Source organism: Microcoleus sp. N9_A2 (genome assembly GCF_036701775.1).
GTDB lineage: Bacteria > Cyanobacteriota > Cyanobacteriia > Cyanobacteriales > Microcoleaceae > Microcoleus.
Genome location: NZ_JAUBRH010000043.1, coordinates 33583 through 58894, shown reverse-complemented (window position 1 = coordinate 58894; position 25312 = coordinate 33583). Strand labels below are relative to the sequence as shown.

The 25312-nt window shown below is 43.5% G+C and carries 14 protein-coding genes; 6 read left to right on the top strand and 8 right to left on the bottom strand.

Going from position 1 to position 25312, the window contains the following annotated elements; genetic code table 11:
- Nucleotides 1-185: 185 nt before the first annotated feature.
- The 6 genes from QUA44_RS21530 (at nucleotide 186) to QUA44_RS21505 (ending at nucleotide 4881) form a co-directional block, all read left to right on the top strand.
- Nucleotides 186-1367 carry a GTPase gene (locus QUA44_RS21530; RefSeq protein WP_333254167.1) on the top strand — a complete coding sequence of 394 codons (1182 nt, stop codon included), beginning with the start codon at nucleotides 186-188 and terminating at the stop codon, nucleotides 1365-1367.
- 278 nt (nucleotides 1368-1645) lie between these two features.
- Complete coding sequence (locus QUA44_RS21525; RefSeq protein ID WP_333254169.1) at nucleotides 1646-2185, top strand: Uma2 family endonuclease; 540 nt, start codon at nucleotides 1646-1648, stop codon at nucleotides 2183-2185.
- 309 nt (nucleotides 2186-2494) lie between these two features.
- Nucleotides 2495-2812 (top strand): 2Fe-2S iron-sulfur cluster-binding protein, encoded by a 318-nt coding sequence (locus QUA44_RS21520; protein ID WP_333254171.1) that lies wholly within the window; start codon nucleotides 2495-2497, stop codon nucleotides 2810-2812.
- 65 nt (nucleotides 2813-2877) lie between these two features.
- Complete coding sequence (locus QUA44_RS21515) at nucleotides 2878-3069, top strand: hypothetical protein (RefSeq protein WP_333254173.1); 192 nt, start codon at nucleotides 2878-2880, stop codon at nucleotides 3067-3069.
- The gene (locus QUA44_RS21510; protein WP_333254175.1) at nucleotides 3066-4241 is read left to right on the top strand and encodes a DUF3326 domain-containing protein; all 1176 of its coding nucleotides are present in this window, start codon (nucleotides 3066-3068) and stop codon (nucleotides 4239-4241) included. Before QUA44_RS21515 ends, QUA44_RS21510 begins: the two co-directional genes overlap by 4 nt.
- 46 nt (nucleotides 4242-4287) lie before the next feature.
- On the top strand, nucleotides 4288-4881 hold the full coding sequence (locus QUA44_RS21505; protein ID WP_333254177.1) for a CPBP family intramembrane glutamic endopeptidase: 594 nt from the start codon (nucleotides 4288-4290) through the stop codon (nucleotides 4879-4881).
- A 337-nt stretch (nucleotides 4882-5218) separates the two neighbouring features.
- Here QUA44_RS21505 and QUA44_RS21500 read toward each other — a convergent pair whose 3' ends face one another.
- The 8 genes from QUA44_RS21500 to QUA44_RS21465 all read right to left on the bottom strand — a co-directional run bounded on the left by QUA44_RS21500 (nucleotide 5219) and on the right by QUA44_RS21465 (nucleotide 25268).
- Nucleotides 5219-6253 (bottom strand): methyltransferase, encoded by a 1035-nt coding sequence (locus QUA44_RS21500; protein WP_333254179.1) that lies wholly within the window; start codon nucleotides 6251-6253, stop codon nucleotides 5219-5221.
- An 88-nt stretch (nucleotides 6254-6341) separates the two neighbouring features.
- Nucleotides 6342-10175 (bottom strand): beta-ketoacyl synthase N-terminal-like domain-containing protein, encoded by a 3834-nt coding sequence (locus tag QUA44_RS21495; RefSeq protein ID WP_333254181.1) that lies wholly within the window; start codon nucleotides 10173-10175, stop codon nucleotides 6342-6344.
- Entirely contained in the window at nucleotides 10168-16029 is a 5862-nt protein-coding gene (locus tag QUA44_RS21490) for an amino acid adenylation domain-containing protein (protein ID WP_333254184.1), read from the bottom strand. The genes QUA44_RS21495 and QUA44_RS21490 overlap by 8 nt, the downstream gene beginning before the upstream one ends.
- A 326-nt stretch (nucleotides 16030-16355) precedes the next feature.
- Nucleotides 16356-22019, bottom strand: coding sequence for an AAA family ATPase (locus QUA44_RS21485; RefSeq protein WP_333254186.1), 5664 nt, complete (start codon nucleotides 22017-22019; stop codon nucleotides 16356-16358).
- 995 nt (nucleotides 22020-23014) lie between these two features.
- The gene (locus tag QUA44_RS21480; RefSeq protein ID WP_333254188.1) at nucleotides 23015-23419 is read right to left on the bottom strand and encodes a TIGR02588 family protein; all 405 of its coding nucleotides are present in this window, start codon (nucleotides 23417-23419) and stop codon (nucleotides 23015-23017) included.
- Complete coding sequence (locus QUA44_RS21475) at nucleotides 23416-24270, bottom strand: TIGR02587 family membrane protein (protein WP_333254190.1); 855 nt, start codon at nucleotides 24268-24270, stop codon at nucleotides 23416-23418. Before QUA44_RS21475 ends, QUA44_RS21480 begins: the two co-directional genes overlap by 4 nt.
- Before the next feature lie 90 nt (nucleotides 24271-24360).
- Nucleotides 24361-24885, bottom strand: a complete 525-nt coding sequence (locus QUA44_RS21470) for a hypothetical protein (RefSeq protein WP_333254192.1) — start codon at nucleotides 24883-24885, stop codon at nucleotides 24361-24363.
- On the bottom strand, nucleotides 24885-25268 hold the full coding sequence (locus QUA44_RS21465) for a hypothetical protein (RefSeq protein WP_333254193.1): 384 nt from the start codon (nucleotides 25266-25268) through the stop codon (nucleotides 24885-24887). Before QUA44_RS21465 ends, QUA44_RS21470 begins: the two co-directional genes overlap by 1 nt.
- Nucleotides 25269-25312: the final 44 nt, after the last annotated feature.

Sequence of the window (25312 nt, the reverse complement as noted above, 5' to 3'; positions counted from 1 at the left end):
GTCTTAAGTTTAACTCCAATTAGGTAACTTAATGTTTTGTTACATAGATATGTTTTTTCCCGCCTACCTACTTACAATATTCTTAAGACTCCCACAGTCCGCCTTCGCGGACTTCGTTTGTATAGCATCGGAATTCTATTCGGTAGTATTTAATTAATATCCCACCATTATCGGAGCAAACCGCCATGTCAGACGACTTTTCCTTAGACGAGCTTTTAAATAGAAGTTACTACGCCTTCAAAGACGCAGAAAACCAAGTGGGACAATGCAATGTTTTAGTCATCGGCAAAACCGGTGTTGGCAAAAGTACCCTAATAAATTCCGTTTTTCGCCAACGCTTAGCAGAAACCGGAGTCGGCCGCCCCATAACTCAAGGCATCCGCCAATATACCAAACCGAATTGCCCGATCGCAGTTTACGACACTCCCGGACTCGAACTCAACGCCGAACAAATTAAACTTATTCAATTAAACGTTGCTAAACTAATTGAAGACCAAAGACTCCTGCACCCCAAAGAACACATTCACGTCATCTGGTACTGCATCAATCACAGCGCCAATAGAATAGAATCAGTCGAGGAAAACTGGCTGAAAGAAATGGAAGTCAAAGATGTACCAGTGATTTTAGTGCTCACTCAAACTACATCGAAAAAGCCCAGCGAGTTTTTCAAGCAACTGGAACACATTAATTTGCCAGTCAGTCAAATCATTCCAGTCATGGCTGAACCGGAAGAAATAGATGAGGATTATACAGTAAAATCTCACGGTTTAGACAAGTTGGTGGATGCAACTTTTCAACTGCTGCCGGAAGTCGCTAAAAAAGCTTTTGTGAAAGAACAAATTGCCAATGTTTCGCTGAAATCTGACATGGCATTTAAGTATGTAACTGGTTATGTTGCCGGTTCTGCGATTGTTGGCGCGACTCCTGTACCGTTTGCTGATGCGCCGATTTTGATGGCGATGCAAACGGCAATGATTGCTAATATTACTGTGATTTTTGGAATGCCCTTTGATAAGGGGTTTGTTTCGGCGATGCTGTCTGCGATTAGCGGGGCTGGCGGGGTTACTGCTGTGGGTAGAAGTATTGTGACTAATTTGATTAAAATGATTCCCGGTGCTGGTACTATTGTCGGCGGTGCAATCTCCGGTGCAACGGCGGCAACTCTCACCCTTGCCCTCGGTTTGGCTTACATTGAAGTGCTTAAAACTTATATGAAAGCTCAAATTAATGGGGAACAAATTTCTTTGCAGCAGTTGACAAAGATGTTTGTAGATTTGTACAAGGATTATGCTAGTTCTGGGCGTAAAACTTTGAACGATGACAAACCGAATCAACCTAAGCCTCCCAATCAAATTAATATTGAGTAAATTGGGCATGGGGCATAGGGCATTGGGTATGGGTTATTTTTTTTACTCCAACTGGGATATTGCACCATTCTCAAGAAGCCTTTTATGAACAGGCAAGATGCCTGTTCCACAAAGATATTGATTTTCTTGTGGAACAGGCATCTTGCCTGTTGCTGAAAATGGTGCAATATCTCAGTTCCAATCAACTCATTCCCAATTCCCAATTCCCAATTCCCCATTACCCATTACCAATTGATTGCTACAATATGAGTGAATTCTGCAAAAAGGAGTAAATAACTATGGTAATGGTAGCCGTTTTATCAGACAATGTTTCTCTAGAAGACTTTATAGCCAGTCCCACCGACGATATGGAATGGGTGGACGGGCAAATCGCGGAGAAAAATGGCATGACAGTAAAACACAGTCGCATCCAATCTAGACTAGATTTTTCTTGGAGAAGTTACAAGATATCTAGCGGACAAGGTGGCGAAGTTTATACGGAAGTTCCTTGTCGTACTGACAGGCGAGTGCGTCGCCCTGATGTTGCTTATTTGACTGCTGAACTTGTTGCTGAATATGGCGATGTTGCTACTTTTCCTCAAAGTCCGCTGTTAATTGCTGAAATTGTTTCTCCTACTGATATTGCGGAAGATGTTTTTTTGAAGGCACAAGAGTATTTAGATTCTGGTTGTTTGGAAGTTTGGATTGTTTTTCCCGAGAGTCGCTGGATTATGATTATGACTCAAACTCAAAAGTTGACTTTTAATTTGGGGTCTACAATCAGCACTCAGTTGGTGCTGGCGGGTTTTAGTGTTGCTGTTGATGAGTTGTTGGGTTGAAAGGGAAAATTAGTTATTAAAAGATTCTAATATTTGGTAGCAAGATGCTTGACAAGATGGCGAGTTTTTGCAGGATAAAGTTAATAAATCAGTTCACGATCGCACTTCGACCAAAGAAACCGGGTTTTTACCGAATTTAAGGGCTGCAATCAAGAATTTTCGTAAAAAACCCGGTTTCTGAACCCCATGTGTCCAGGAGTATAAATTTTGTGAATTTGCACAAAATCACCGACAGCGGTAAGATATCTATTGCTTTGTTTGCAAATTTACCGTAAATTCCCATTGGGAATTCAAACCAGTAATCGAAATATGTCTAAAACTTACACAGTTGAATTACTTCACCAAGGCAGCACCTATACCGTAGAAGTGCCGGAAGATCAACCAATTTTGCAAACTGCGCTCGCCGCTGGGATTGATTTGCCGAACTCTTGCAATTCGGGGGTTTGTACTACTTGCGCTGCTAAAGTTATTGAGGGTAAACTTAAGCAAGTTGATTGCATGGGCGTTAGTCCCGAACTTCAGGCCGAAGGTTATGTGTTACTGTGCGTTTCTTTTCCCCGATCGAACTTGAAGATAGAAACAGAAAAAGAAGATATTGTTTACGCTCGGCAGTTCGGTAAATCCTAGGACTAAGCTAAAATTTACTTAAGTACCGAAGTATCGATCGCGGTAACACCACTATGGATCACAAGATGACCACCCATTTCATTTCCGCAGAAGTTGACCTCCGCGACACCGCCGAAGAATTGCACTCAGCCATTGAAATTGAACTGCAAAAGCACGGCGAACCTCTGCGCTGGGCTGTCACAGATGTGGATGTCGATCGGCAAAAGGCTGTGGTAGAAGGCTACGTGCTCGTGGAAGCATCCCCCGCAACATCGTGAACCCCCGCCCTTTGACAGTGGTTTTGATAGTCCCCACAGGCGTTGGAGCATCGATTGGTGGGTTCGCAGGAGATGCGCTGCCCGTTGCTAGGGCGATCGCCCAAATTTCCGATACGCTGATTACTCACCCCAACGTCCTCAACGGTGCTCAACTTTATTGGCCAATACCTAACGCTCTCTACGTGGAAGGTTACGCCCTTGATAAATTTGCCGCAGGATGCTGGGGTTTGCAACCAGTACATCAAAATCGCATCGGCTTAATCATGGATTGTGCGATCGAACCGGAGTTGCAGTTGCGCCACTTGCAAGCCGTTGACGCTGCTAGGGCCACATTAGGTTTGAACATCACTGATTGTATTTTGACCGATCGCCCGCTGGAAGTAGAATTGCGTATTTCAGAATCTGGGGCATCCTGGGGGACGATCGGCAATCCCGACAGTTTACTACGCGCCGCCGAAAAATTGATCAAACAAGCAAAAGTCGAGGCGATCGCCGTTGTGGCGAGATTTCCCGACGATGAAGGTAGCATCGCCCTCGAAAACTACCGCCGCGGCAAAGGAGTTGACCCCCTCGCCGGCGCGGAAGCTGTGATTAGCCACCTGATCGTCAGAACTTTTAAAATTCCCTGCGCCCACGCCCCGGCGCTGTCTGCGCTTCCCCTCGATCCGCACCTGTCCCCGCGATCGGCTGCTGAAGAAATCGGGTATACTTTTTTACCTTGCGTGCTTGCCGGCCTCAGCAAAGCTCCCCAATTTGTCACTCCTACTGTGGGACAGGCATCTTGCCTGTCGCAGGTATTGGGCGGGCAAGATGCCCGCACGCAGGTATTGGGCGGGCAAGATGCCCACCCCACAAGAGAGAAATTCTATGCAAACAGGCGAGATTTCGAGTCCCAGGATTTGTGGGCAGATCAAGTCGATGCGGTGGTGATACCCGCCACAGCCTGCGGCGGCAGTGCTATTCTGAGTTTGAGTGGGCGATCGTCCGTACAAATCATCGCTGTGGGCGACAACAAAACCCAGATGCAGGCGACTCCAGAAAAGCTCGGAATCAAAGCTTTGCAGGTAAACTCATATTTAGAGGCGATCGGAGTTTTGGTCGCTTTGCGGGCCGGCATCACTCCAACTTCCTTGGGTGCAGACATCTCCTCCCTGCGTTGTTTGTCTAACTAAACTAAACAAATCTAAAATCTCAAACCTCAAATCTAAAAGTGATTAAGTGGCAGAAAAAATTCCCGAAAACCCTGAAATTGAACCCTTGACGCGCACCCAAGTTTTAGTAGCAATGGGCGTGACAGCAATTATGTTGCTGGCGGTAGCTAAATTGTGGTTGCTATTTGGATCTGTATCGCTTTTGCCAGTCAAATTGATAGGAATCGACTTACTCAAAGGATGTGCGATCGGACTGGCAATTACAGGCGGAAGTGCGATCGTTTATCGCCTTTGGCCCGGTTATCGCCGGAGTGCTGACGTTTACTTAGAAGTAGTGCTCAAACCCCTATTTTGGCCGGATTTAATTTGGCTGGGACTGCTACCGGGACTGAGCGAAGAATTGTTATTTCGAGGCGTGATGCTGTCTGCTTTGGGATTGAATGTTACCGGTTTAGTTTTATCGAGTTTTTGTTTCGGCATTCTGCACTTGGGAGCCATGGATCAGTGGCCTTATGCTGTTTGGGCAACGGCTGTCGGATTGCTGTTGGGTTACAGCGTTTTAGCTACTGGGAATTTGTTAGTGCCAATTACGGCTCATATCTGCACGAATTTGATTTCGAGCTGTGTTTGGAAGTGGGAACACAATCTGGTGAAGCGTTAGCTCGATCGCAATTCCAAAGCGATTGAAATCGCTAGCAACGCGATCGCACAGTCCAAGTCCGATCGTTTTTTCGCTTGGCTACAACAGAATGGTGACGTATTTGCCTGACATATAGCAAGTTCGATGCTCTGTTTGGACTTAAAATTTGTTCAAGTCCCGATAATAGCAATTATGAAAAATATTCCTACATTCATGAGGTTGGGTTGCATTTCGTTCCACCCAACCTACTTTTGTTATTGTTGCAGAACTTTTCAGAATTGCTATAAGAGAATGGAGATTAATTGGGCAATAGGAATCCTACTCCCGAATAATTCTGGTGTTTTTAGACCTGGTAATGTCAAGCAGGTTTCGCCTCGATCGCACTTACTGGCCCTTTTGTTTCTATCATATTAGTCACTTTAAATCCTGCGGAGGAAAGTAAATTATAAAATTCATCCTTTGTTCGCATGAAAGTACCCCCCAGAATGAACAAAGTTAGGCTACCCATGCCAATAAATGGCGACATTTTGCCTTCAGGCAACATAAAATCAACAATTATCAGCCGATCTTTAGCTGTCATAGCTTGATAGCAATTTTTAAGAATTTTAATAGCATGACCATCGTCCCAATTGAGGAGAACGCGAGATAGTAAGTAAAGATTGCCACTAGGGGGAACTGCATCAAAAAAGCTACCTCCAACTATTTGACACCTATCTGCAACTCCAGCCACTTTCAAAACCTGATTCGCATCAACAACAACATCTTCGCGATCGAACAAAATAGCTTGCATCTTGGGATTGGCATTCAGAATAACAGCCGTTAGGGTTCCAATACCCCCTCCAACATCCACAAGAGTCTTAACTTCTGAAAAATCATAAGCTTCAAGCACCGGAAGCAGCCACTCCCTTGTTGTCTCCTTCATCCACTCATTGAAATTTACTGCCGCATCAGAATTCTGCTTCAAATAGCTATAAAAATTAGTCTTAAAAGTATGTTCAAAAGCAGTTTCTCCCGTCTTGACACCGTATAGTAAATTACCCCATCCCTGATAGAGTTCATCACCCATTGCCAGCACCGTACCTCGTAAAGAATCAGAAGTACCAGTCAGGAGATGTTTTCCCATAGAATTCAAGCAAAACTTGTCATTATCTTCCAGAGAAAACACGCCAACACTTACTAGCATACGCATCAGGTGATAAATACCCTGAGAATTTACACCAGCAGCTTTCGCAAGTTCATCAGCCGTCTTGGAACCGTCACTCAAAATATCTGCAATTTCTAGTTTAGCTGCTACAAAAAGAGCCTGAGATATTTGAAAGCCATACATCATTTCTAGTAGCAACGACGATGTGTTTTCGCCTTCAGCTTGGGCAGTTTCTGAATATAAAGCCATGAGTTCTCCTTTGACTAAAAGTTTCTAATTTCTAGGTATTTAGTTGCGCTTGTGCGCTCTTTAAGAGGGCTAAAGCCCAACAACGTACCTAATCAAGATATATTCTAAGTTGTTCAGCCATAACTTGAACATGAGGAGGGTAATTCATAGTAATATGATTTCCCGGTACTTCTCGAACCTCTACCCCGACCGTAGCAACCTCAATCCAAGGCAATTCAGGATTTTTAGGATTAACTTCATTTTGTTCGTTAGCACGAAAAAAGATAATTCGACCCGGATAAGTTTGTGGTATATAATTCTTCATCGCCTGAGCATGAGCTTTAAATAGATCAAGAAACTGGCGAATCTGAGGCAATCCAAAATCTGGAGGAACCACTCTATTAGCAATCTTTACCTGCTCCAAAAAATAGACAAGTTGCTCATCGCGATCGAGTTTTTGAAGGACATCAAAAGAAAGAGAAAGATTGAAACCAACACCCAGCAAATAAACCAGAATTGCCGTATCATCTTCTGTCGCCAAAATAGGCATTTGACCAGGACCAGGAGTATCTATTAAAGTTAGCAATGCTATCTCTTCCCCTAGCGCCTTGAGTTGCTGCGCCATCTCAAAGGCAACAGTGCCTCCAAAGGAAGAACCACCCAAAAAATAGGGGCCTTTAGGTTGTTGAACGCGCACTGCTTCGATATAGCGGGCAGCCATTTCCTCAACTTTAGTAAAAGACTCTGTTTCTACATCCGAGACGTGCGCCTGTATTCCGAAAACAGGCTGATCTGAACCTAGATAACGTGCTAAATCCCGATAAATGTAAACGTGACCGCCTACCGGATGAACTAAGAACAAAGGTTGTTTAAAAGTACCGCGCTGAATCTCCACTAACAAGGACTCAGAAGCTTGCTGGGTTTGCTGGTTATCACTCTCAGATAAGCCGGAATTGTCTTTAATTAATTCAGCCAAAGCTGCAATAGTAGATGATTGCAATAGGCTATGAGGAGATAATGATTTTTGCAATGTTTCGTTCAATTTGGTTATTAGTTGAACTGCTAATAATGAGTCTCCGCCTAAATCAAAAAAATCATCATGAATTCCTACTTGCTCGAGACCGAGAAATTCTTGCCAGATACTAGCAATAGTTTGCTCAATCTCATCTCTAGGAGCAATATAGGTATTGTGTAAATTTGGTCGAGAATGGAGAGGTGTTGAATCTACTTGTTGATTTTCATCTGGTAAAGATGCAATTTTAATCGGTTGCTCGATTCCTGGTGCTTCAATCCAGTAACGTTGGCGCTCAAATGAATAGCTGGGCAATGGGATACGATAACGCTGCTCATCAGCATAAAATTTAGACCAATCTATTTGTACTCCTCCTAACCAGAGTTGACCCAATGTAGTAAGCAAGAAAGCTACATCTGAATTTTGGTCTTGTGGATGGCGTAATGAAGAAAGCACAATCTGTCCAGAGGCTTTATTTGGATGCTGTTTTGCTAGCGTGTTCAAAGTCCGTCCAGCCCCCACTTCTAGTAATATTTGATTGGGGTCTTTTAATAACTGTTGTAAGCCATCTGCAAACCTTACTGTTTGCCGCAGATGTTGAGCATAATAACTCGGACTTGTCGCCTCCGTCGCTGTAATCCAATTACCAGTAACGTTCGACAAATATGGAATTTTAGGCGATTTCAGATTAATTTTTTTCACCTGTTCAGTGAAGGGTTCTAAAATTGGCTCCATCATCTGTGAATGAAAGGCATGAGAAGTATGCAATCGGCGACACTCTACACCTTTTTCAACTAGCTTTTGTTGCAATTCATCTATGGCATCAGTAGCACCTGAAACCACGCTCATAGATGCTCCGTTAATCACAGCTAAATCGATTTTATTGCCCAAAAATGCTTGCACTTGCTGTTCTGGAAGTGGTACTGCCAGCATCGAACCAGTGGGCAGTTGTTGCATCAATTTACCTCGTGCAGCTACCAAGGATAAGGCATCTTCCAAGGAGAAAACACCAGCCAAACAAGCTGCTACATATTCACCAATGCTATGACCAATCATCGCTTTGGGCTGCACTCCCCAAGACATCCACAATTTAGCTAAAGCATATTCGATCGCAAACAGTGTTGGCTGTGTAATCGCAGTCTGCTTTAATTGGTTTGTCGCCGCTTCTGATTCGCTGGGATAAAGTACGTGGCGCAGGTCAATTCCCAAGTGAGGTTTAAGAATCTCTGAACAGATATCGATCTGCTCGCGAAATGTTGGTTCAACTTGGTAGAGTTCCAAGCTCATATTGATGTACTGCGAACCCTGTCCTGAAAATATAAATACGACAGGTCGATTTTTGGACTCTTGTAAGTTGGTAAAAACTCGTTTGGGATCGAGAGTATCAAGGGCAGTAATACCCTCTTCAATGTCATTACAAACTACTATGCGTCTATGGCTAAAAGCTCTTCTACCAACTTGAAGCGTATAAGCAACATCAGCAAGATTTTCATCTGGATGCTGCTTTAAATGGTTGCTCAAATTTGCAGTTGCACTATCAAGTGCAGAGCTAGTTTTCGCAGATAAAACCAACAGTTGTGATGGTCGGGATTCTCCAGATTCTTCTACACTAGGTGCTTCTTCTAGCACCACATGAGCATTAGTTCCACCAATGCCAAAGGAACTGACTCCAGCACGACGGGGTGTTTTACCTGCTTTCCATTCGGAAAGTTGTGTGTTAACATAAAAGGGACTATTGGCAAAATCAATCTTGGGATTAGCTTGTTCAAAATGCAGGCTAGGTGGTATTAATTGGTGTTTAAGAGCCTGGACAGTTTTGATTAAGCCAGTGACACCAGCAGCAGTATCTAAATGTCCGATATTGGTTTTGGCTGAACCGATCGCACAAAAGCCTTTTTTCTGAGTTTCAAGTGAGAAAGCTTGCGTCAGCGCGGCGATTTCAATCGGATCGCCGAGGGGTGTTCCGGTTCCGTGAGCTTCTATATAGGTGACAGTTTCAGGGGGAATTTCTGCGATCGCCAGAGCATCTGCGATCGCCTGCGCCTGACCATCTATACTGGGAGCTGTGTAGCCAATTTTGAAAGCACCATCATTATTAATAGCACAACCTTTGATTACCGCATGAATATAGTCTCCGTCTGCGATCGCCTCCTCTAATCTTTTCAAAACCACTATTCCCACACCGCTACCGCTAACAGTTCCCTGTGCCTTAGCATCAAAAGCTCTACAGTGTCCGTCTGGAGAAAGAATCATTCCCTCTTTATAAAAATATCCTGTCTTTTGATTAACGCCTATAGAAACGCCACCAGCTAAAGCCATATCGCATTGGTAATTTAGCAAGTTTTGGCAAGCCATACAGATAGAAACCAAGGAAGTAGAACAGGCTGTTTGGACAGTAACACTCGGCCCCTTCAAGTTTAATTTATAAGAAACGCGAGTTGACAGGAAATCTTTCTCATTGGCGATCGCAAGTTGGAAATCTCCAACTGATTCTCTAAGCTGATGATTAGGATAAAGGTTATTCAAAAAATAAGTATTGAAACTCCCTGCACCTGCGTAAACTCCAATCGAACCTTCGTAAGTTTCAGAATTGTAGCCAGCATTTTCTAGAGCCTCCCAAGCCGACTCCAAGAAAAAGCGGTGTTGTGGATCTGTGATTTCAGCTTCTCTAGGATTAAACCCAAAGAATGAAGCATCAAACAACTCAATATCTTCTAGTACGGCTCTTGCTTTTACATAGCGTGGGTCACGCACCACTGACTCATCAATGCCTGAAGATTTTAGTTCTTCTTCAGTAAAGAAAGAAATAGATTCCACACCATCGCGGAGGTTTTGCCAAAAATCATCAACATTTTTTGCGCCGGGAAAGCGACCTGCCATGCCGATGATAGCAATACCTTCTATAGAGTCGGGGGTTTCAGAGTTATCCATTTTTATTCTTTCCTTGCAAGCGCTGTTTTTGCTTTTGGCGAGTGATTGCGTCTTTTTGTTTTTTGATGCGATCTCGACTTTGCCCAAAAGAGGATTTTTCCTCTGGCGACTCACTTAAATATTTTGCCAAAGAGCTGATGGTTGGATATTTAAACATTTCAAGCATTGAAACTTCTCTATCCACCGCTTCGCGCAGTTGACTATGAGCCTGAGCCATCAGTAATGAATGACCGCCTAAGTCGAAGAAATTATCATCTACACCTACTTTTTCTAAGTGTAATACCTGTTGCCAAACTGTAGCGATAGCTTGTTCGATATCAGTTTGAGGGGCAACATAATTTGTTTCCAACTGTGGGTTAATAACATCGGGAGCTGGCAGCGCCTTACGGTCTATTTTACCATTGGGTGTGAGCGGCAAATGATTCAAAAATACAAAGCTGGAAGGTACCATATAGTCGGGTAACTTTTGCTTCAGAAAGTTGCGTAGACTGCCGACTGCTGTGCGTTGCAAAACTTTCAAGAAACCCTGAGCTTCGAGTAGGTAATCTATACTTTTTTGAACTAGAGCTTGCTCACTCCGAGTGAGAGCAAACTGAATCCCAGATTGTTGCCCTTGTCGCCAAACGATCCGACCCTCTAACCATTGATCCTCACTGCAACCAGGTAGACGCAGGTACAGACGGACAGGTTTACCGGGCTGATAATTATCTGCTACGCCTACTATGCAGACACCACCGATGGAAATGTCTTCTGTGCGAAGTTTCAACGCAGAAGTTCCATTAAATTCTGCCAGACACTCGCTTTGATAAGGAACCCGTTCTGGTCTGAGGTTGGAAAGAATATAAGCTACTAAGCGCTGGTTGCCGGAGACATCCTCGCGGTTGAGCACTAGGGACTCCTGCACATCTGGGTGTTGGCTTAATACCGCCTCAATTTCTCCTAATTCGATGCGGAAGCCGCGAATTTTCACTTGGTGATCGATGCGGCCTAGAAATTCGATATTGCCGTCGGGTAGGTAACGAGCTAAGTCGCCAGTTTTGTAGAGGCGAGAACCCAGTTTGTTGCTAAAGGGGTTGGGGATAAAGCGATCGCTAGTTAGTTCTGGCCGGTTGAGATAGCCCCGCGCTAAACCAGCACCGCCAATGTAAAGTTCTCCCGGAACACCGATCGGAACAGGTTGCAGTTGAGTATTCAGAAGATAGACCTGTGAGTTAGCAATGGGCCGACCGATGGACGGTGACTCGCTAACTCCTTTTTTCACTAAAGCATAGGTGGAATAGGTGGTGTCTTCAGATGGGCCATAGAGGTTGAAGACCTGTTGGATTGTATTGCACTGATAAAGTTGCTGTACAAGTTTATTCTGAAGGGGTTCACCAGCCAGGTTAATGGTGCGTACAGAAGAAGGTATGCCGTCCATTCTCAGTAACTCTACGATCGCAGAAGGAACCGTATTGATCAGGGTGACATCAAGGGCGGCGGGTAATGTGGGTAAATGCAATGCGTTCTCTGCCAGAATGACTTTGCCACCCCAGCTAAGGGTAACAAACAACTCGAAGACTGACAGATCGAAGCAAATGGAGGTTGAGGCCAAAACTCCAGCGAGATCCTCTCGAGTAAAGACTTCTCTTGCCCAATCCAACAAAGCAACTGCATTGCGATGCTCGATCGCTACTCCCTTGGGTCTGCCTGTAGACCCCGAAGTGTAAATCACATAGGCCAGGTTCTCAGGCGTTAAGCTATATCCAGGGTTTTCCTCACTCTGTCGCTCAATAATTTCCCACTCTGTGTCTAGGCAAACAATACGCCCTTGATATTTGGGAAGAGATTCAACTAACCGCGCCTGAGTCAGCAGCACTGGTACTTGGGCATCTTCTAACATGAAGGTCAAACGCTCAGGGGGATATGCTGGATCTAGTGGCACATAAGCCCCGCCAGCTTTGAGAATGCCCAACAGTCCCACTACCATTTCTAGCGATCGCTCTACACAAATCCCCACCATTACTTCAGCGGTGACACCCAAATTGCGGAGATGATGCGCTAGCTTATTAGCTCGTTGGTTCAGTTCTTTATAAGTAAGTTGCTCATCTTCAAAGACTAATGCGATCACATCGGGCGATCGCTCTACCTGCTCTTCAAACAACTGGTGTATGCAAGCATCTTTAGGGTAATCGGTTGCGGTATCATTCCACGCCACTAACTGCTGCCGTTCAAACTCAGTTAAAATAGGCAGCTCTGCAATTTTCTGCTCTGGGTTAGCGACGATCGCTTCTAGTAAAGTCTGAAAATGCCCAACCATCCGATCGATCGTGTCAGCATTAAATAAATCTGTGCTGTACTCAAAACGACCGACTATGCCCTCTGATGTCTCCTGTAATTCCAGGGTTAAATCAAACTTTGCCGTTTCGGTATCAATATCTAACTGACTCCAATTCAGCATTGAATCAACGCCTGACATGGGGGGTTGCAGAACGAAAGCAACCTGAAACAGCGGGTTTTGACCCAAATTCCGCTCCGGTTGCAGTGCTTCTACCAATTTCTCAAAAGGCAAATCTTGGTAAGCAAATGCTCCCAAGGTAACTTCCCGCACTCTGTCAATCAACTGCCGGAAAGTAGGGTTGTCCTTGAGATCGGTACGCAGCACCACAGTGTTGACAAAGCAAGCGATTAGTTGCTGAATCCCTGGCTGGTTGCGTCCTGCGGTGACAGTGCCTACAACAATGTCGGTCTGCCCGGTGTAGCGATAGAGTAAGGTTTTGAAGGCTGCCAGCAGTGTCATGTAGAGGGTAACGCCTTCGTGATGGCTCAATTTCGCGATCGCCACACTCAGAGTTTGAGGTAGCGCTAAACATTGCCTTGCACCCCGAAAGGTTTGCATTGGCGATCGCATGCGATCAGTTGGCAGTTGCAGCGTTGGCAAATCCGCTAGTTGCTGCTTCCAGTATCTCAGTTGGTTTTCCAGCACTTCTCCCTGTAGCCATTGCCGTTGCCAGTAGGCAAAGTCTGCAAACTGAATGGATAATTCTGGGAGGGGCGATCGCAAACCTAAAGCAAAGGCGCTGTAAAGTGTCGCCAATTCCTTCATAAACAAGCCATACAGCGAAACACCATCGATCGCGATGTGGTGTATGGTCAGGAACAACCTGTAATCTGCCTCCCCCAACTGCATGAGAGTACCCCGCAGTAGCGGCCCTTCGGTCAGGTCAAAAGGCTGTTTCGCTTCCAAAGTTGCCAGTCGCAAGGCTTCAGTCTCCCGTTCTATCTCTGGTAATTCCTCAAGATTCACCACTGGTAAGGTGACATTAAAGGTATCTTGAATCATCATCACTGGTTGCCCATCTACCACAGCAAAGGTAGTTCGCAAAATTTCGTGACGCTTGATAATTTCGTTGATGCTGCGCTCTAGGGCAGTAATGTTGACGGAACCAGGGAGACGAATAGTAATCGGTTCGTTATAAAAAGGTATATCAGGAGCCAGTTGACATAGGAACCAGAGTTGTTGCTGACCGAAGGATAGAGGCAAGTCCCGATCGCGCGAAATTGGTAGAATCGGTGGAGCCTGTGATATGGGAGCTTTGTGGCTGGCGATTTCCAGATTATGAGCAAGATCGGCGACCGTGGCAGACTCAAATAAGGTACGCAAAGGTAATTCCACCTGGAAGGTGTCTCGTATTCGAGTTGCAATCTGCGTGACTAACAGAGAGTGACCTCCCAATTCTAAGAAGTTATCGCGAATACCGACTCGTTCTAGTCCCAGAACTTCAGCCCAAATTCCTGCTACTACCTCTTCGAGGGGAGTTTGAGGTGCTACATAATCTTGTCTTAGTTCGGGAGTTTTAACCGCAGGTGCTAGTAGCTTCTGACGGTCTATTTTACCGTTGGGCGTTAGCGGCAAGGTGTTCAGGAACACAAAGCTGGAGGGCACCATATAGTCCGGCAACTTCTCTTTCAGGAAGTTACGCAATTTGCCAGCGGCGGTACGTTGCAAAAATTTTAAGAAGCCTTGAGTTTCTAAGAGGTAGTCGATACTCTGCTGAATCACCGCTTCTTCACTGGGTGTGAGAGATAACTCAATCCCCGCCTGATTTCCCTGACACCAAGCGACAGTTCCCTCAAAACATTGCTCTTCGGTATCTCCCGGTAGTACAACGCGCAGTTGCAGGCGTTTACCTTGTGGCCAATTATCTGTCACCCCAATCACGCCGATGCCGCCGATGGAGATGTCTTCTGTTTGTAGCTTAACTGAGCGATCGCCCTCAATTTCTGCTAAACACTGGCTTTTAAAGGGTGTGCGTTCTGCGGTGACTTTGGAAACAATATAAGCGATCAAGCGTTTCTGTCCGGGGACATCTTCTTGTGCTGCTACTACGCCTACCTGCACGTCGGGGTGTTGTCCCAGCACTGCTTCGATCTCGCCTAGTTCGATGCGGAAGCCGCGAATTTTCGCTTGGTGGTCGATGCGACCTTGAAATTCGATGTTACCATCCGGGAGATAGCGACCAAGATCGCCTGTACAGTAAAGGCGTTCGCGTAGCGTTGCGTCAGCAGTATCGCTTGTATGGGGATGAGTGATGAAGCGCTTGCTAGTCTTTTCTTCATCTCGCCAATAGCATCTAGCCAAACCAATTCCACCGATGTAGAGTTCCCCGACTTCTCCCTCATTACAAGGCTCCATTGCTTGGTTGAGGACGTAGAATTTCTGGTTAGTCATTGACTTCCCGTAAGGGATGCTTTTCCAGGCGGGGTCAACGGTTTCGATGGGATATAAAATCGACCAGATAGAAGCCTCGGTTGCACCTCCTAAGCCGATAATAGCCGGGGTTGAGGGTTGGTCTGGCTGAGATATTGCACTCCTGCACGGGGCAGGCGGGAAGCCCACCCCACAAGAGGCTGATTTTTCTTGTGGGATGGGCATCTTGCCCGTCCTACTCCATTGAGGTTCAATATCTAAGTCTAAACTTTCGGACACCGACCTAGAAATTAAAGCTTTGATTTGATCTGGCAAAGTCAAAGGTATCCAATCGCCGCTGAGAAGGACTAATCGCAGCGATGATGACAGAGTGTTGCTATGAGCCGTTGCATAATCCACAAGCATCTGCATTAAGGCTGGTGCGGAGTTCCAAATTGTGACTTGTGCTTGGGCAATCAAATCCACCCAGTGAGCGGGATCTGGTGTTGCTGATACTTGAGGGATGACAACGGTTCCTCCCGCAGCCAGCAGACCGAAAATGTCATATACGGATAGGTCAAAGCTCAGGGAAGATAGAGCTAAGACGCGATCGCCACTTCCCACTTCAAAACGGTCGTTGATGTCGATGAGGGTGTTGACTGCACCGCGATGCTCGATCGCTACTCCCTTGGGTTGACCAGTAGAGCCGGAGGTATAAATCACATAGGCTAAATTATCCGGTGTCACCCCACTGTCTGGGTTTTTGTCGGTGAAGCGATCGACTATTTCTGAATTCCCATCTAAACAGATGACACGCGCTTGGTGTTCGGGAAGAGACTCGACTAAATGCTGTTGTGTAAGCAAAACTGGCGTTTGGGAGTGTTCCAACATAAATGCCAGTCTATTTGGGGGATAATGCGGATCTAGTGGTACGTAAGCTCCCCCAGCTTTGAGAATACCTAATAGACCTACTACCATCTCTAGCGATCGTTCTACACAGGCTGCAACCAATACTTCTGGCCCCACACCCAAAGTCTTCAGATAATGCGCCAACTGGTTAGCTTGGGAGTTTAACTGTTGATAAGTTAGCTGCTTTCCTTCAAAAATTACGGCGATTGCATCAGGCGATCGATCTACTTGGAACTCAAATAGCTGGTGAATGCAAGTATCTTGGAAATTACCTAGCATTTTGTTCTTCCTTAGATAGGGAAAATCTGAGTTTTTTTGAGTTTTTGACTCCGTTCCCATAAGCGTTGCGGAGTTAAGAGCGAACCATAGCCTAAAGGCTTAAATTATTTAAATAAATTGGCCGTCAGATTGGGGTGATAGCGCCTAGCACCAACCCATAAAGCTAAGCTCGGTAGACTTTTGCTGCGATCGCCTAACTTGCTTACTATACTAAGTTTAGCGATTTTTTTTGTGATCCCTGTCACTATTTTATCTATATTGTGAAGCCTGCGAATTTTGTTGTAAGCGCGAAGCTTTCAGGCAAAAACTATGAATGGTACAAGCGATTACTTTTGCTGAGTTCCCTGGTTGAGAGGAATCTCAATCACAAACTCTGCTCCCTGTCCAGGCGCGGAAATACAAGTCAGCCTACCATGATGTTTTTCTACTACAATTTGGTAGCTAATAGCCAACCCCAAACCAGTGCCTGAGCCGACAGGTTTCGTAGTAAAGAAAGGGTCAAAAACCTTCTGACTTACTTCCTCAGTCATCCCCGCTCCATTGTCGGCAATCCGAATCTCTACTTGGTTACTATTTATGACACTGGTGCGAATACGAACTTGTGATTTTTTCTTGGCGATTGATGCTATAGGAGAAGTCAGTAATGATTCCTCTATAGCATCAATTGCATTGCTCAGTATATTCATAAATGCTTGGTTCAGGAAGCCAGCGTAACATTCTATTTTAGGAAGCTCACCATACTCTTTAATAATTTCAATCCCAGGATGGTCGGGCTTAGCTTTTAGCTGATTTTGCAACAGTAGCAGAGTGCTCTCGATCCCTTCATGGATATCTACTGGTTTCATTACTGCCTCATCCAAGCGCGAAAAATTCCGCAGCGACAAGACAATCTGGCGGATGCGTTCTGCCCCTACCTGCATCGAATCAAGCAGTCTAGGAAAATCGGAAGTTAAGAATTCCAGATCGATATTTTCTGCTAAATCCTGAATTTCAGGAGTTGCATTAGGCAATTGCTCCTGATAGAGATTCAGCAACCCCAGCAAGTCATGAAAATAATCGCTAGCGGGGGTAAGATTGCCGTAGATAAAGTTAATTGGGTTGTTGATTTCATGAGCGATACCAGCAACCATTTGCCCCAGGCTTGACATTTTTTCAGTTTGAATTAGCTGAGTCTGTGTCGCTTGCAATTCTTTTAGGGTAAGTTCAAGTTGAATTGCTTGTTCTCTCAGGAGGCTATTTTTTTGTTTTAGCTGCTGAGTCCTATCTTCTACTTTTTGTTCTAGCGTTTGATTGTAATTCTCTAATTGTTCATTAGCTATTTTCAAGTGTTGAGTTGCGGTTTCCAATCTCCCATAGAGCATCGCATTTTTAAGGGATATAGCTATCTGTGAAGAAAGTATTTTTAATAATTCCAGCCTCTCCATTGTAAAGGCACCAGTAGTGATATTATTTTCCAAATAAAGAATGCCAATTAGCTTACCTTGATTAATAAGAGGTATCGATAATATTGACTTAGGTTTTGTTTTTATGACGTAAGGATCGTTCATGAATCTTTGTGACTCTCCTGCATCATTTAACACCACATTTTCTTTAGCTATGCCTACATAATTAATTATGGAAATAGGGAGATTCTCACTATTTTCAACAGGTGATTCTGAACACAAGACAACCACATCCCTATCCACAGCACCTGTAGCTTCTATCACTAACTTTCCATCTTTTTCTAAGATCAGACAGGCAGTTGTAGCTCCAGCATTTTCCATCACTATTTTAAGTAACTTATCTAGCAACTTATCAAGAACTATTTCTTCAGCCAAGGCAAGAGATGCTTTGTTAACAGTGGACAAATCCAAAACCGCTGAACTTCCTCCTGTGGTCGATGTTGTTGTCCTATTAATCTCTAGGCCTATGGATTCTCGCTTCAGCATCTCGGAAAATACCAAAGGATATCTAGACTCCAAATCTTTAACCTTGGCATGGGTTCCCCAACGAATATATCCGTAGTAAGCCTGTGTCAGATAGATTTGAGCAAACTTGTCTCTGCCGAGGGAGAAATAAAACTCTGCTGCCAGTTCTGAAGCTAGTGCTTCTTCCTGAATGTACCCTTGTTCTTTGGCTCCCGTTATAGCTCGGTCATAATAGTCCATTGCTTCTACAATTCGCCCTTGAATTCTGGCTTTTTCTGCCTCCACAAGCTCGTACTTATGTTTAAAGTTTGAGGGAGCCGATTCAGCCCAGCGCTGCAGTTTTTGCTGATTTTCATCAACAATAACCAGGTATTCTTGTTGCTCCAAGCTTGAAGCTTTGCAATACTGAGCAAGCAGAGCCAGCGAATAATAAAAGTTGTGAGGAGCAGAAACTACCATCCCCATTACACTGACTGCGTGTTCTGCTGCTAAACTGGCGTTGGTAACGGCATTTTTATGTTCTTTAAACAGATAAAAAAGAATCGTTTTGGCAAGATAGGTGATAAACAGCAAAATTCTATTGTTAGTTTCAATAAAAATCTGCAACATTGGTGTTTCATTAAAACTCTCGCCAACCAACTGACATTGAGCTTCAGCTTGATTTTGAAGATTTAATGTCATTTGGTGGAATATCTTGATGTAGTAGATAGAATAGTCTTGTTTTAGTTTGATTGCCAACTCAAGATATTGCCCTTGCTGTTGATCTACAATATCCAATCGTTCCCCTGTCAAAAATATGCTAGCGCAATAAACAGTAACACAATAACCAGCATATTCTATATCTCCAGTTTCCAGTCCACTTTGAAGCCCTGATAGTAAGGGAAGTAATGATTCTTTAGCAGGCTCTTTCCAATGTCTTACAAAACCGTTAAATAATTGGTGTACTTTACATCTAAGCGAGTTGGCATTAAATTTATCCAACAACTTTAAAGCCAAGTTGCCTGCATGATATCCAGCATCTATATCCCCGATTACTGAACACAGTATTATGCTATAAAAAACATAGGCAAAAGCAGCTAAGGCTGAATGACCATGTTTAACACAGATTTTAACCAGGGTTACTGCAAGCAGTGGCAAAATCTCTGGTTTGGCAGCGTAAGCAGGAGAAACAAGAGACATCAGTATCCTTAAAGCCGCTATTTTATAAGGGTCTGTCATCTCTGGGATATTGTCTAAATCTGCGAGAGAAGGCAACTCAACCACAAAACCGCTGCCATCTGCTTCGTTTGACAAAGAAACACCCAGCATATCCAGCACTTGCAGCCCTGTATCAATGGCTTTGAGCATCTGATTTTGAGCCATATAAAACTGTATTTGTAGCTCATATACTTTCACTTTTTCGAGCAGAGTGGTTGCTTGTTGCAGAACAACTTCAGCAAGAATTGCTGACCTTTCGTAATTGGTATTAAGATATTCCGCTTCTACGGCTTCTACATAGAGTGCGAGGGTCAGATCGTAGTTACTCTGCCAACTGTTTTCTGGTAAGAGTTTTAACCCTACTCTTAATTGCATGACCGCAGCTTCATAAGCTGATGCTGCTTTGGCTTTTTTACCCGCTATTAAATTTAATTGAGCCAGCTTGTATTTTTCTTCTTGCTCGGTAATAAATTCTACTCCCACATTTAGCTGGTTAACAATATCAAAAACATTTTCCTCTAGTTCGTCTTGATGTGTATTCTGTAAGAGTAGTTGACCAATTTTTAGGTGGGTAGCTTTTTGCTGCTCAGAAGGAATTAGAGAATAAGCCGCTTGCTGTACGCGGTCATGCAAAAATTTATAGGATACTTTGTAAGTATTAATTTCTGAGGGGGCTGCTGAAGTATTGCCTATTACCAACGACTGATTACCCTTGCACAGTAACGGTATTTTGTAGGCACTTTCCCCGATGGGTAAAATTAAACTCGCCTGAAGCCCATCCCATAAAGCAGATGCCGTTTCTGATAATGTTTTTTCACTTACTATTGCCAAAACGTCTAAATTAAATCGGTTGCCAATACAAGCTGCTAACTTTAAAATTTTCTGCGTGTCGGGAGGCAGCTTTTGAATATTTTTGGCTATGAGTTCGACGACATTATAATCTGCTATCGCAACACTGTGAATTTGCCCCATATCCCACTGCCATTTGCCAATCCTGAAGTCAAATGTCAACAGTTTTTCTGCGTAAAGGGAGGTGAGCAGTTGAGTGAGAAAAAAGGGATTGCCTTGAGTTTTATTGTAAACTAACTCAGCCAATAACTTGCACTTTTCTATTTCATTGTTATTGTTTTTAGCAAGCAAACTTTCTTGCTCAATTTCTCCGTCTTGCTCGGAAAAACAAGTAACAGGGGGGACTGCTGATGAGCAGTTGTCACCCAAGGTGTCAGCAACTAATTGATTTACTGTACTAAGTGTCAACGGTTGGAGGATGATCTTATTTATTATGGCTCCGCTTGAAGAAATACTACCTAAAGTCTGCATTAAAGGATGAGTTGGGCTGACTTCGTTATCTCGATAGGCTCCAATCACTAATAAATATTGGCTATCTCGGTCAGTTAGCAGCACATTAACCAATTTCAAAGAAGCAGAATCTGCCCACTGCAAATCATCTAAAAATAAAACTAGCGGATGTGCTTTTTGGGTAAAAGTATGAATGAATTGTTTAAAGGCAAGATTGAAACGGTTTTGTGATTCGCTTGCTCCTAATTTAGGAACTTCAGGTTGCTCACCAACGACCAATTCCAATTCGGGAATAACGTCAATTATAACTTTAGTATTTTGACCTAAATCATTTAAAACTTTTTGTTTCCAAAAGTTAATTTTTTCAGGATTTTCTGTTAAAAGTTGCCGAATTAGTTCTTCAAAAGCTTGAATTAAAGCTCCATAGGGAATATTACGTTTAAATTGGTCAAACTTGCCGGCGATAAAATAACCCCTTGCTCCGACAATGGGTTTGTGGATTTCATAAACTAAGCAAGATTTACCTATTCCTGAGTAACCGGAAACTAGCATAATCTCGGATGTTCCAGCGCTAGCTCTGTCAAAAGCATCCATCAGCGTGGCTACTTGTGCTTCTCGTCCGTACAGTTTTTGTGGGATCAGAAATTGACCGGACTTATCACGCTCACCCGGAATGAAGTTACAATTTTGACCAGTTTCTTCTAATTGATTTAGACATTGTTCTAGATCCGCTTTGAGACCATAACCACTTTGATATCTATCTTCAGCAGTTTTGGCTAATAATTTCATAACTATGTCACAGATTGCTTTGACAATCTCACCATTTTGAATTTTAGATGTGGGATTATCGCTCGTAATTTCTAGTCTGCTCTTTTGCTCTTTTGCCGAGAGAATTTCCCACAGCGGGATCGGCTGTTTCGCGATGTGGCAGTGAACTAATTCCATGGGGTCTGTAGCGTTAAATGGCACTTCACCGCACAGCATTTCATAGAATGTGATACCTAAAGAGTAGAAGTCGGTGCGATAGTCAATTGAGCGATTCATCCGCCCTGTTTGCTCTGGCGATATATAGGCGATTGTGCCTTCTAGTAAAGTGGGATGGCTGAGTGTTTGGGTTTCTCTAGACAAGCGCGTGGCAATGCTAAAGTCAGTAATTTTCACTTCTAGCGTAGCAGGAGTGATGATGATATTTGTCGGCTTAATATCTTTATGAATAATTTTGTTTTCATGCAACTTAGCCAGAGTATCCGCTAACTGAATAGCAATTTTTAAAAATTCTTTTAGTTTAAGTTGGCGACTCTTTAAAAATTTTTTGAGGGCTTCTCCTCTTGAATCTTCTAATATCAGTGCTATACCATGACGATCATTTTCCAATCCATAGGGCTTGACAATACCTTCTAAATTGAGATGTCGGGAGATTTCATATTCATGTCTCAATTGCATAATCTCTTCGAGAGTAGGATAGTCTGCGACAAGGGCTTTGATAATCACAGCAGTCTGATCTTCCCTCCTCTCTGCGCGATAAACTACTGTATTTAAACCCTCATTAATCTTTTCTATTATTTTGTAAGTGGCATTGATATTCATAAATATTAAACCTCTCTTAACATTAACAGTATTTATTTGATTCTGTGCGAAATTCAATAATTGGGGCAGTTAGGGTAAATATTTTTTTGTTTCTTTAATTAATCTTGAAACAGTAAAAAAGTATTTTTCGTTAACTATCTTAAAAGAATGAACTTTTGTAAAACATATGCTCCTTTTTATTTAAGTTTTATATTTTTGATGATACCACATCCCGCAGCTAAGTAGATAGGCGCAAAAAAATATAAATGGTCTGTAGCGGCGGGTTTAGCTCGTAATCATTGCTAGCCGAGATTTGCCCCTTTTAAAACCCACCCCGCCCACCTTCGTTTACAGCGGTTTTAAACCCTATGAGGTACAGTAACTACAATGAGTTAACCAAATTTTGATAGCTTTGAGAGCGAGCGAGTCGAATCCGTGCACAAGTGCTGACTCTCAGTGTCACTACTTACGTGCACCAACCGAACGTATATCTTCTTTGAGCTTAGACTCTTCTGCTTTTAATCGGATTTAAATCGAGAGAAAAAGGAGACAGGTAAATAACTCGCTTCTCCTACGGCTTCAATCCACGCTTCGGGGTACCCCAGCATATTTCTCATTAACGTAGGGTTGGAACCATTGCTGAGAAATCTGGATCGCACGAGCAATCCCGGCAAGTGAAATACGTTCTAACAAGAATCGATCAATTAGTTCTCGTGTCTGCTAGTCAATCACCTTATGAATGCCGATGTTCAATGAATTGCCGATCGCACTTAAGCAACTTCAACCATTGTTTACCGTTGTGAATGCGGCCGTTTTTGACAGTCAGGCAAGAAGAACAGTTAGGACAAAGAGGGATTGTCAGGGATAAATTAGCAAAAACTACTGCTAATATAGCATCATTAGTTCTAGGGCACTACCGGAAAAATATGGTCTTTTTCCTAACCGCTAGAAAATCACATCAGTGCCATGTGCTATTTTGTACATCACTACTATGTATGATTACTTCTTTAGCACTACTAAGGTAGTTTATAGCTGCTCGATCGCACAATCAACTCACCTTGACGCGGATCGCGGCTGAAAATAAAAGCTCCTTCTTGAGTTTCGCCACTTGACAAAAAATCAATTTGTTGATCGCCGGATTCTACAATTTCACCATTGACGCGCAGTTCGGCAATAATTTGCACTGATTCTGCCGTTTCGCCGCCCGTGTTAGTTACTGTAAACGGTACGTAAAATTGCCCTTGAGTTTCGCGAATTTGTGCATTGCGAGTGACAGAAATAACCGGAGGTTCTTGCTTTTTAGTCACCCAGTTGTAGAGTACGAGCCCGGTGACGGTAAAGAGGATCAAGCAGGCGATGGCAAATGTCACCCATTCCGCAGGAGCTCTTTTTTGTTGCTGTTCGTTATTACTTTCACTCATACCGCCAACCTCCCTGCGGCGCCGCCAATTGTCGCCGGCAATCCCAATACTAACGTATAGCTCAACCAAATCGACCACGGGTCGTCAAAACTGAGTTTTTGGAAGAAAAACATCATAAATGCAGAAGCCGCCAGCGACACTAAATACGCCATGACAGTTTCGCTGAGGGGACGCTGAAAAACTCCTTGCTGTTGCTGCCGTTTTGCTTGATAAGTAAAGCCTGCTACAAATACAATACCGTATGAAATTAGCAGCGAAGCGGCGATAATTGCTAATTGCCAAGGCGGCGAAATCGCTGCCGCTAGCATGGGAATTTCGTCAGTTGGGGCGATATTGAAAGCAATTATCATCGCGCCGATTAAAGTAGCGCCGATATCTGCTACAGTTGGATTAATGGCAGGTTCGTTTTCGCTGTCTGAACTTTGATAGCGATCGCCACTCAAGAAACCGTTCGCCAGGGCAACTCCCAAGGCAAAGGGCAGGCCTTCAAAGATGATTTTCCCCAGACTTTCTTGCAGTGGAGTCTCCGGCGTAATTTCCCTGAGCAAAAACAGGATCAAAGCCGCGCAGACAATGCCGATGGCGATCGCTTCTACGGTATCGATTGCAGCATCTAGCCAGCGGATGTCCTTAGTTTTGCGAAAACCTTCAGTGCGAGTCAGCAAGAAAACGACGATAAAAGTAGTTGCAATGGCGATCGACATTTCCGCTGATTTAGTATACGAACCAATCCACCACACCTCCATCGTATAAAGCAGGGGAATCCCGAACAAAAAGCCGCCCGATGCACCTCGAATGATGTCGTTTAGTTCATTTGACCACTGATTTTTTCGTTTTTTTGATTTCTTCATGTGTCAGCGAAAACTAGCCTCTAAAAATTGGAAAATTAACTCTTTTTAAAACATTATTAAATAGAATACCAGATTTTTTGTATTTTTTCTCTAACTCAGGACGGAGTTTTGCTTAACTTGGTTTTGCAACCTTTCAACTTCATCAATTAACTGCAACACTGTAATTGCAATATCTGGTCTAATTTCTGGTTTGGCAGTATTGTAAATCTGTGAGTGCGCCCACTCTTGCAGTTGCTTGAACTTTCCTAGTTTGCTAAATACCGGATTGCCATCATGTTCAGCAATAATCGCCACCTCCTGACTAAATGCAGCTAATCTAGCAAATAGTTCATCCTTCCACGAGCCGACAAAAACGCGCTGATTTACTGTATAATGTGCCTGGTTGGGAGCAGTGAATGTCACATGAAGATTAGCTAAAAGCTTCTCATCTAAAACTTCTGATGAATCAAAATTTTCACAAATAATTTTGAATAATTGTAAAAATTCTTGTTGTTCTTCAACTGTAAGCGAACGACCGAACAACACAGTATGAGTATGCGCCGTAATGCTATTATTTGTAGTTGGGGGATTTGTAGAACGAATTGTTAAATCGTTAAAAGTATATTTTTTTTTCATTATCCTGCTTCCTGGTAAGGTTGAAAGTCAGCTTTTTCATTTAAAAATTTAAAGGCATTAATTGAAAACCAGATTTGCTGTGTGGCAAACATCACATTGGCAATTGGCTCAATTTTAGCTTCTCCTCTATCCAACAGATTGTTTAATTCTACCACAGGCAAAGATATTTCAATAACTGTGCAGCCTAACGCCTCTAAACCAGGTGATAGGGCAGCAAAGAACCAGGCTACTTCTGGATTTAACCCAGCGTACCAACCTTGACCTAATTGTAAAGGCTGAGTTTGCAAAGCTAGCAAGCGATCGCCATTTAACCCGTTATTTAGAATATCCAATGCACTCTCAATATCTGTACCGTGATAGAGTTTTATAATTCCCTCGCCCATCTACACTCCCGGTTTAAGCTGAGATAAAAACTCTCGTAACTCTC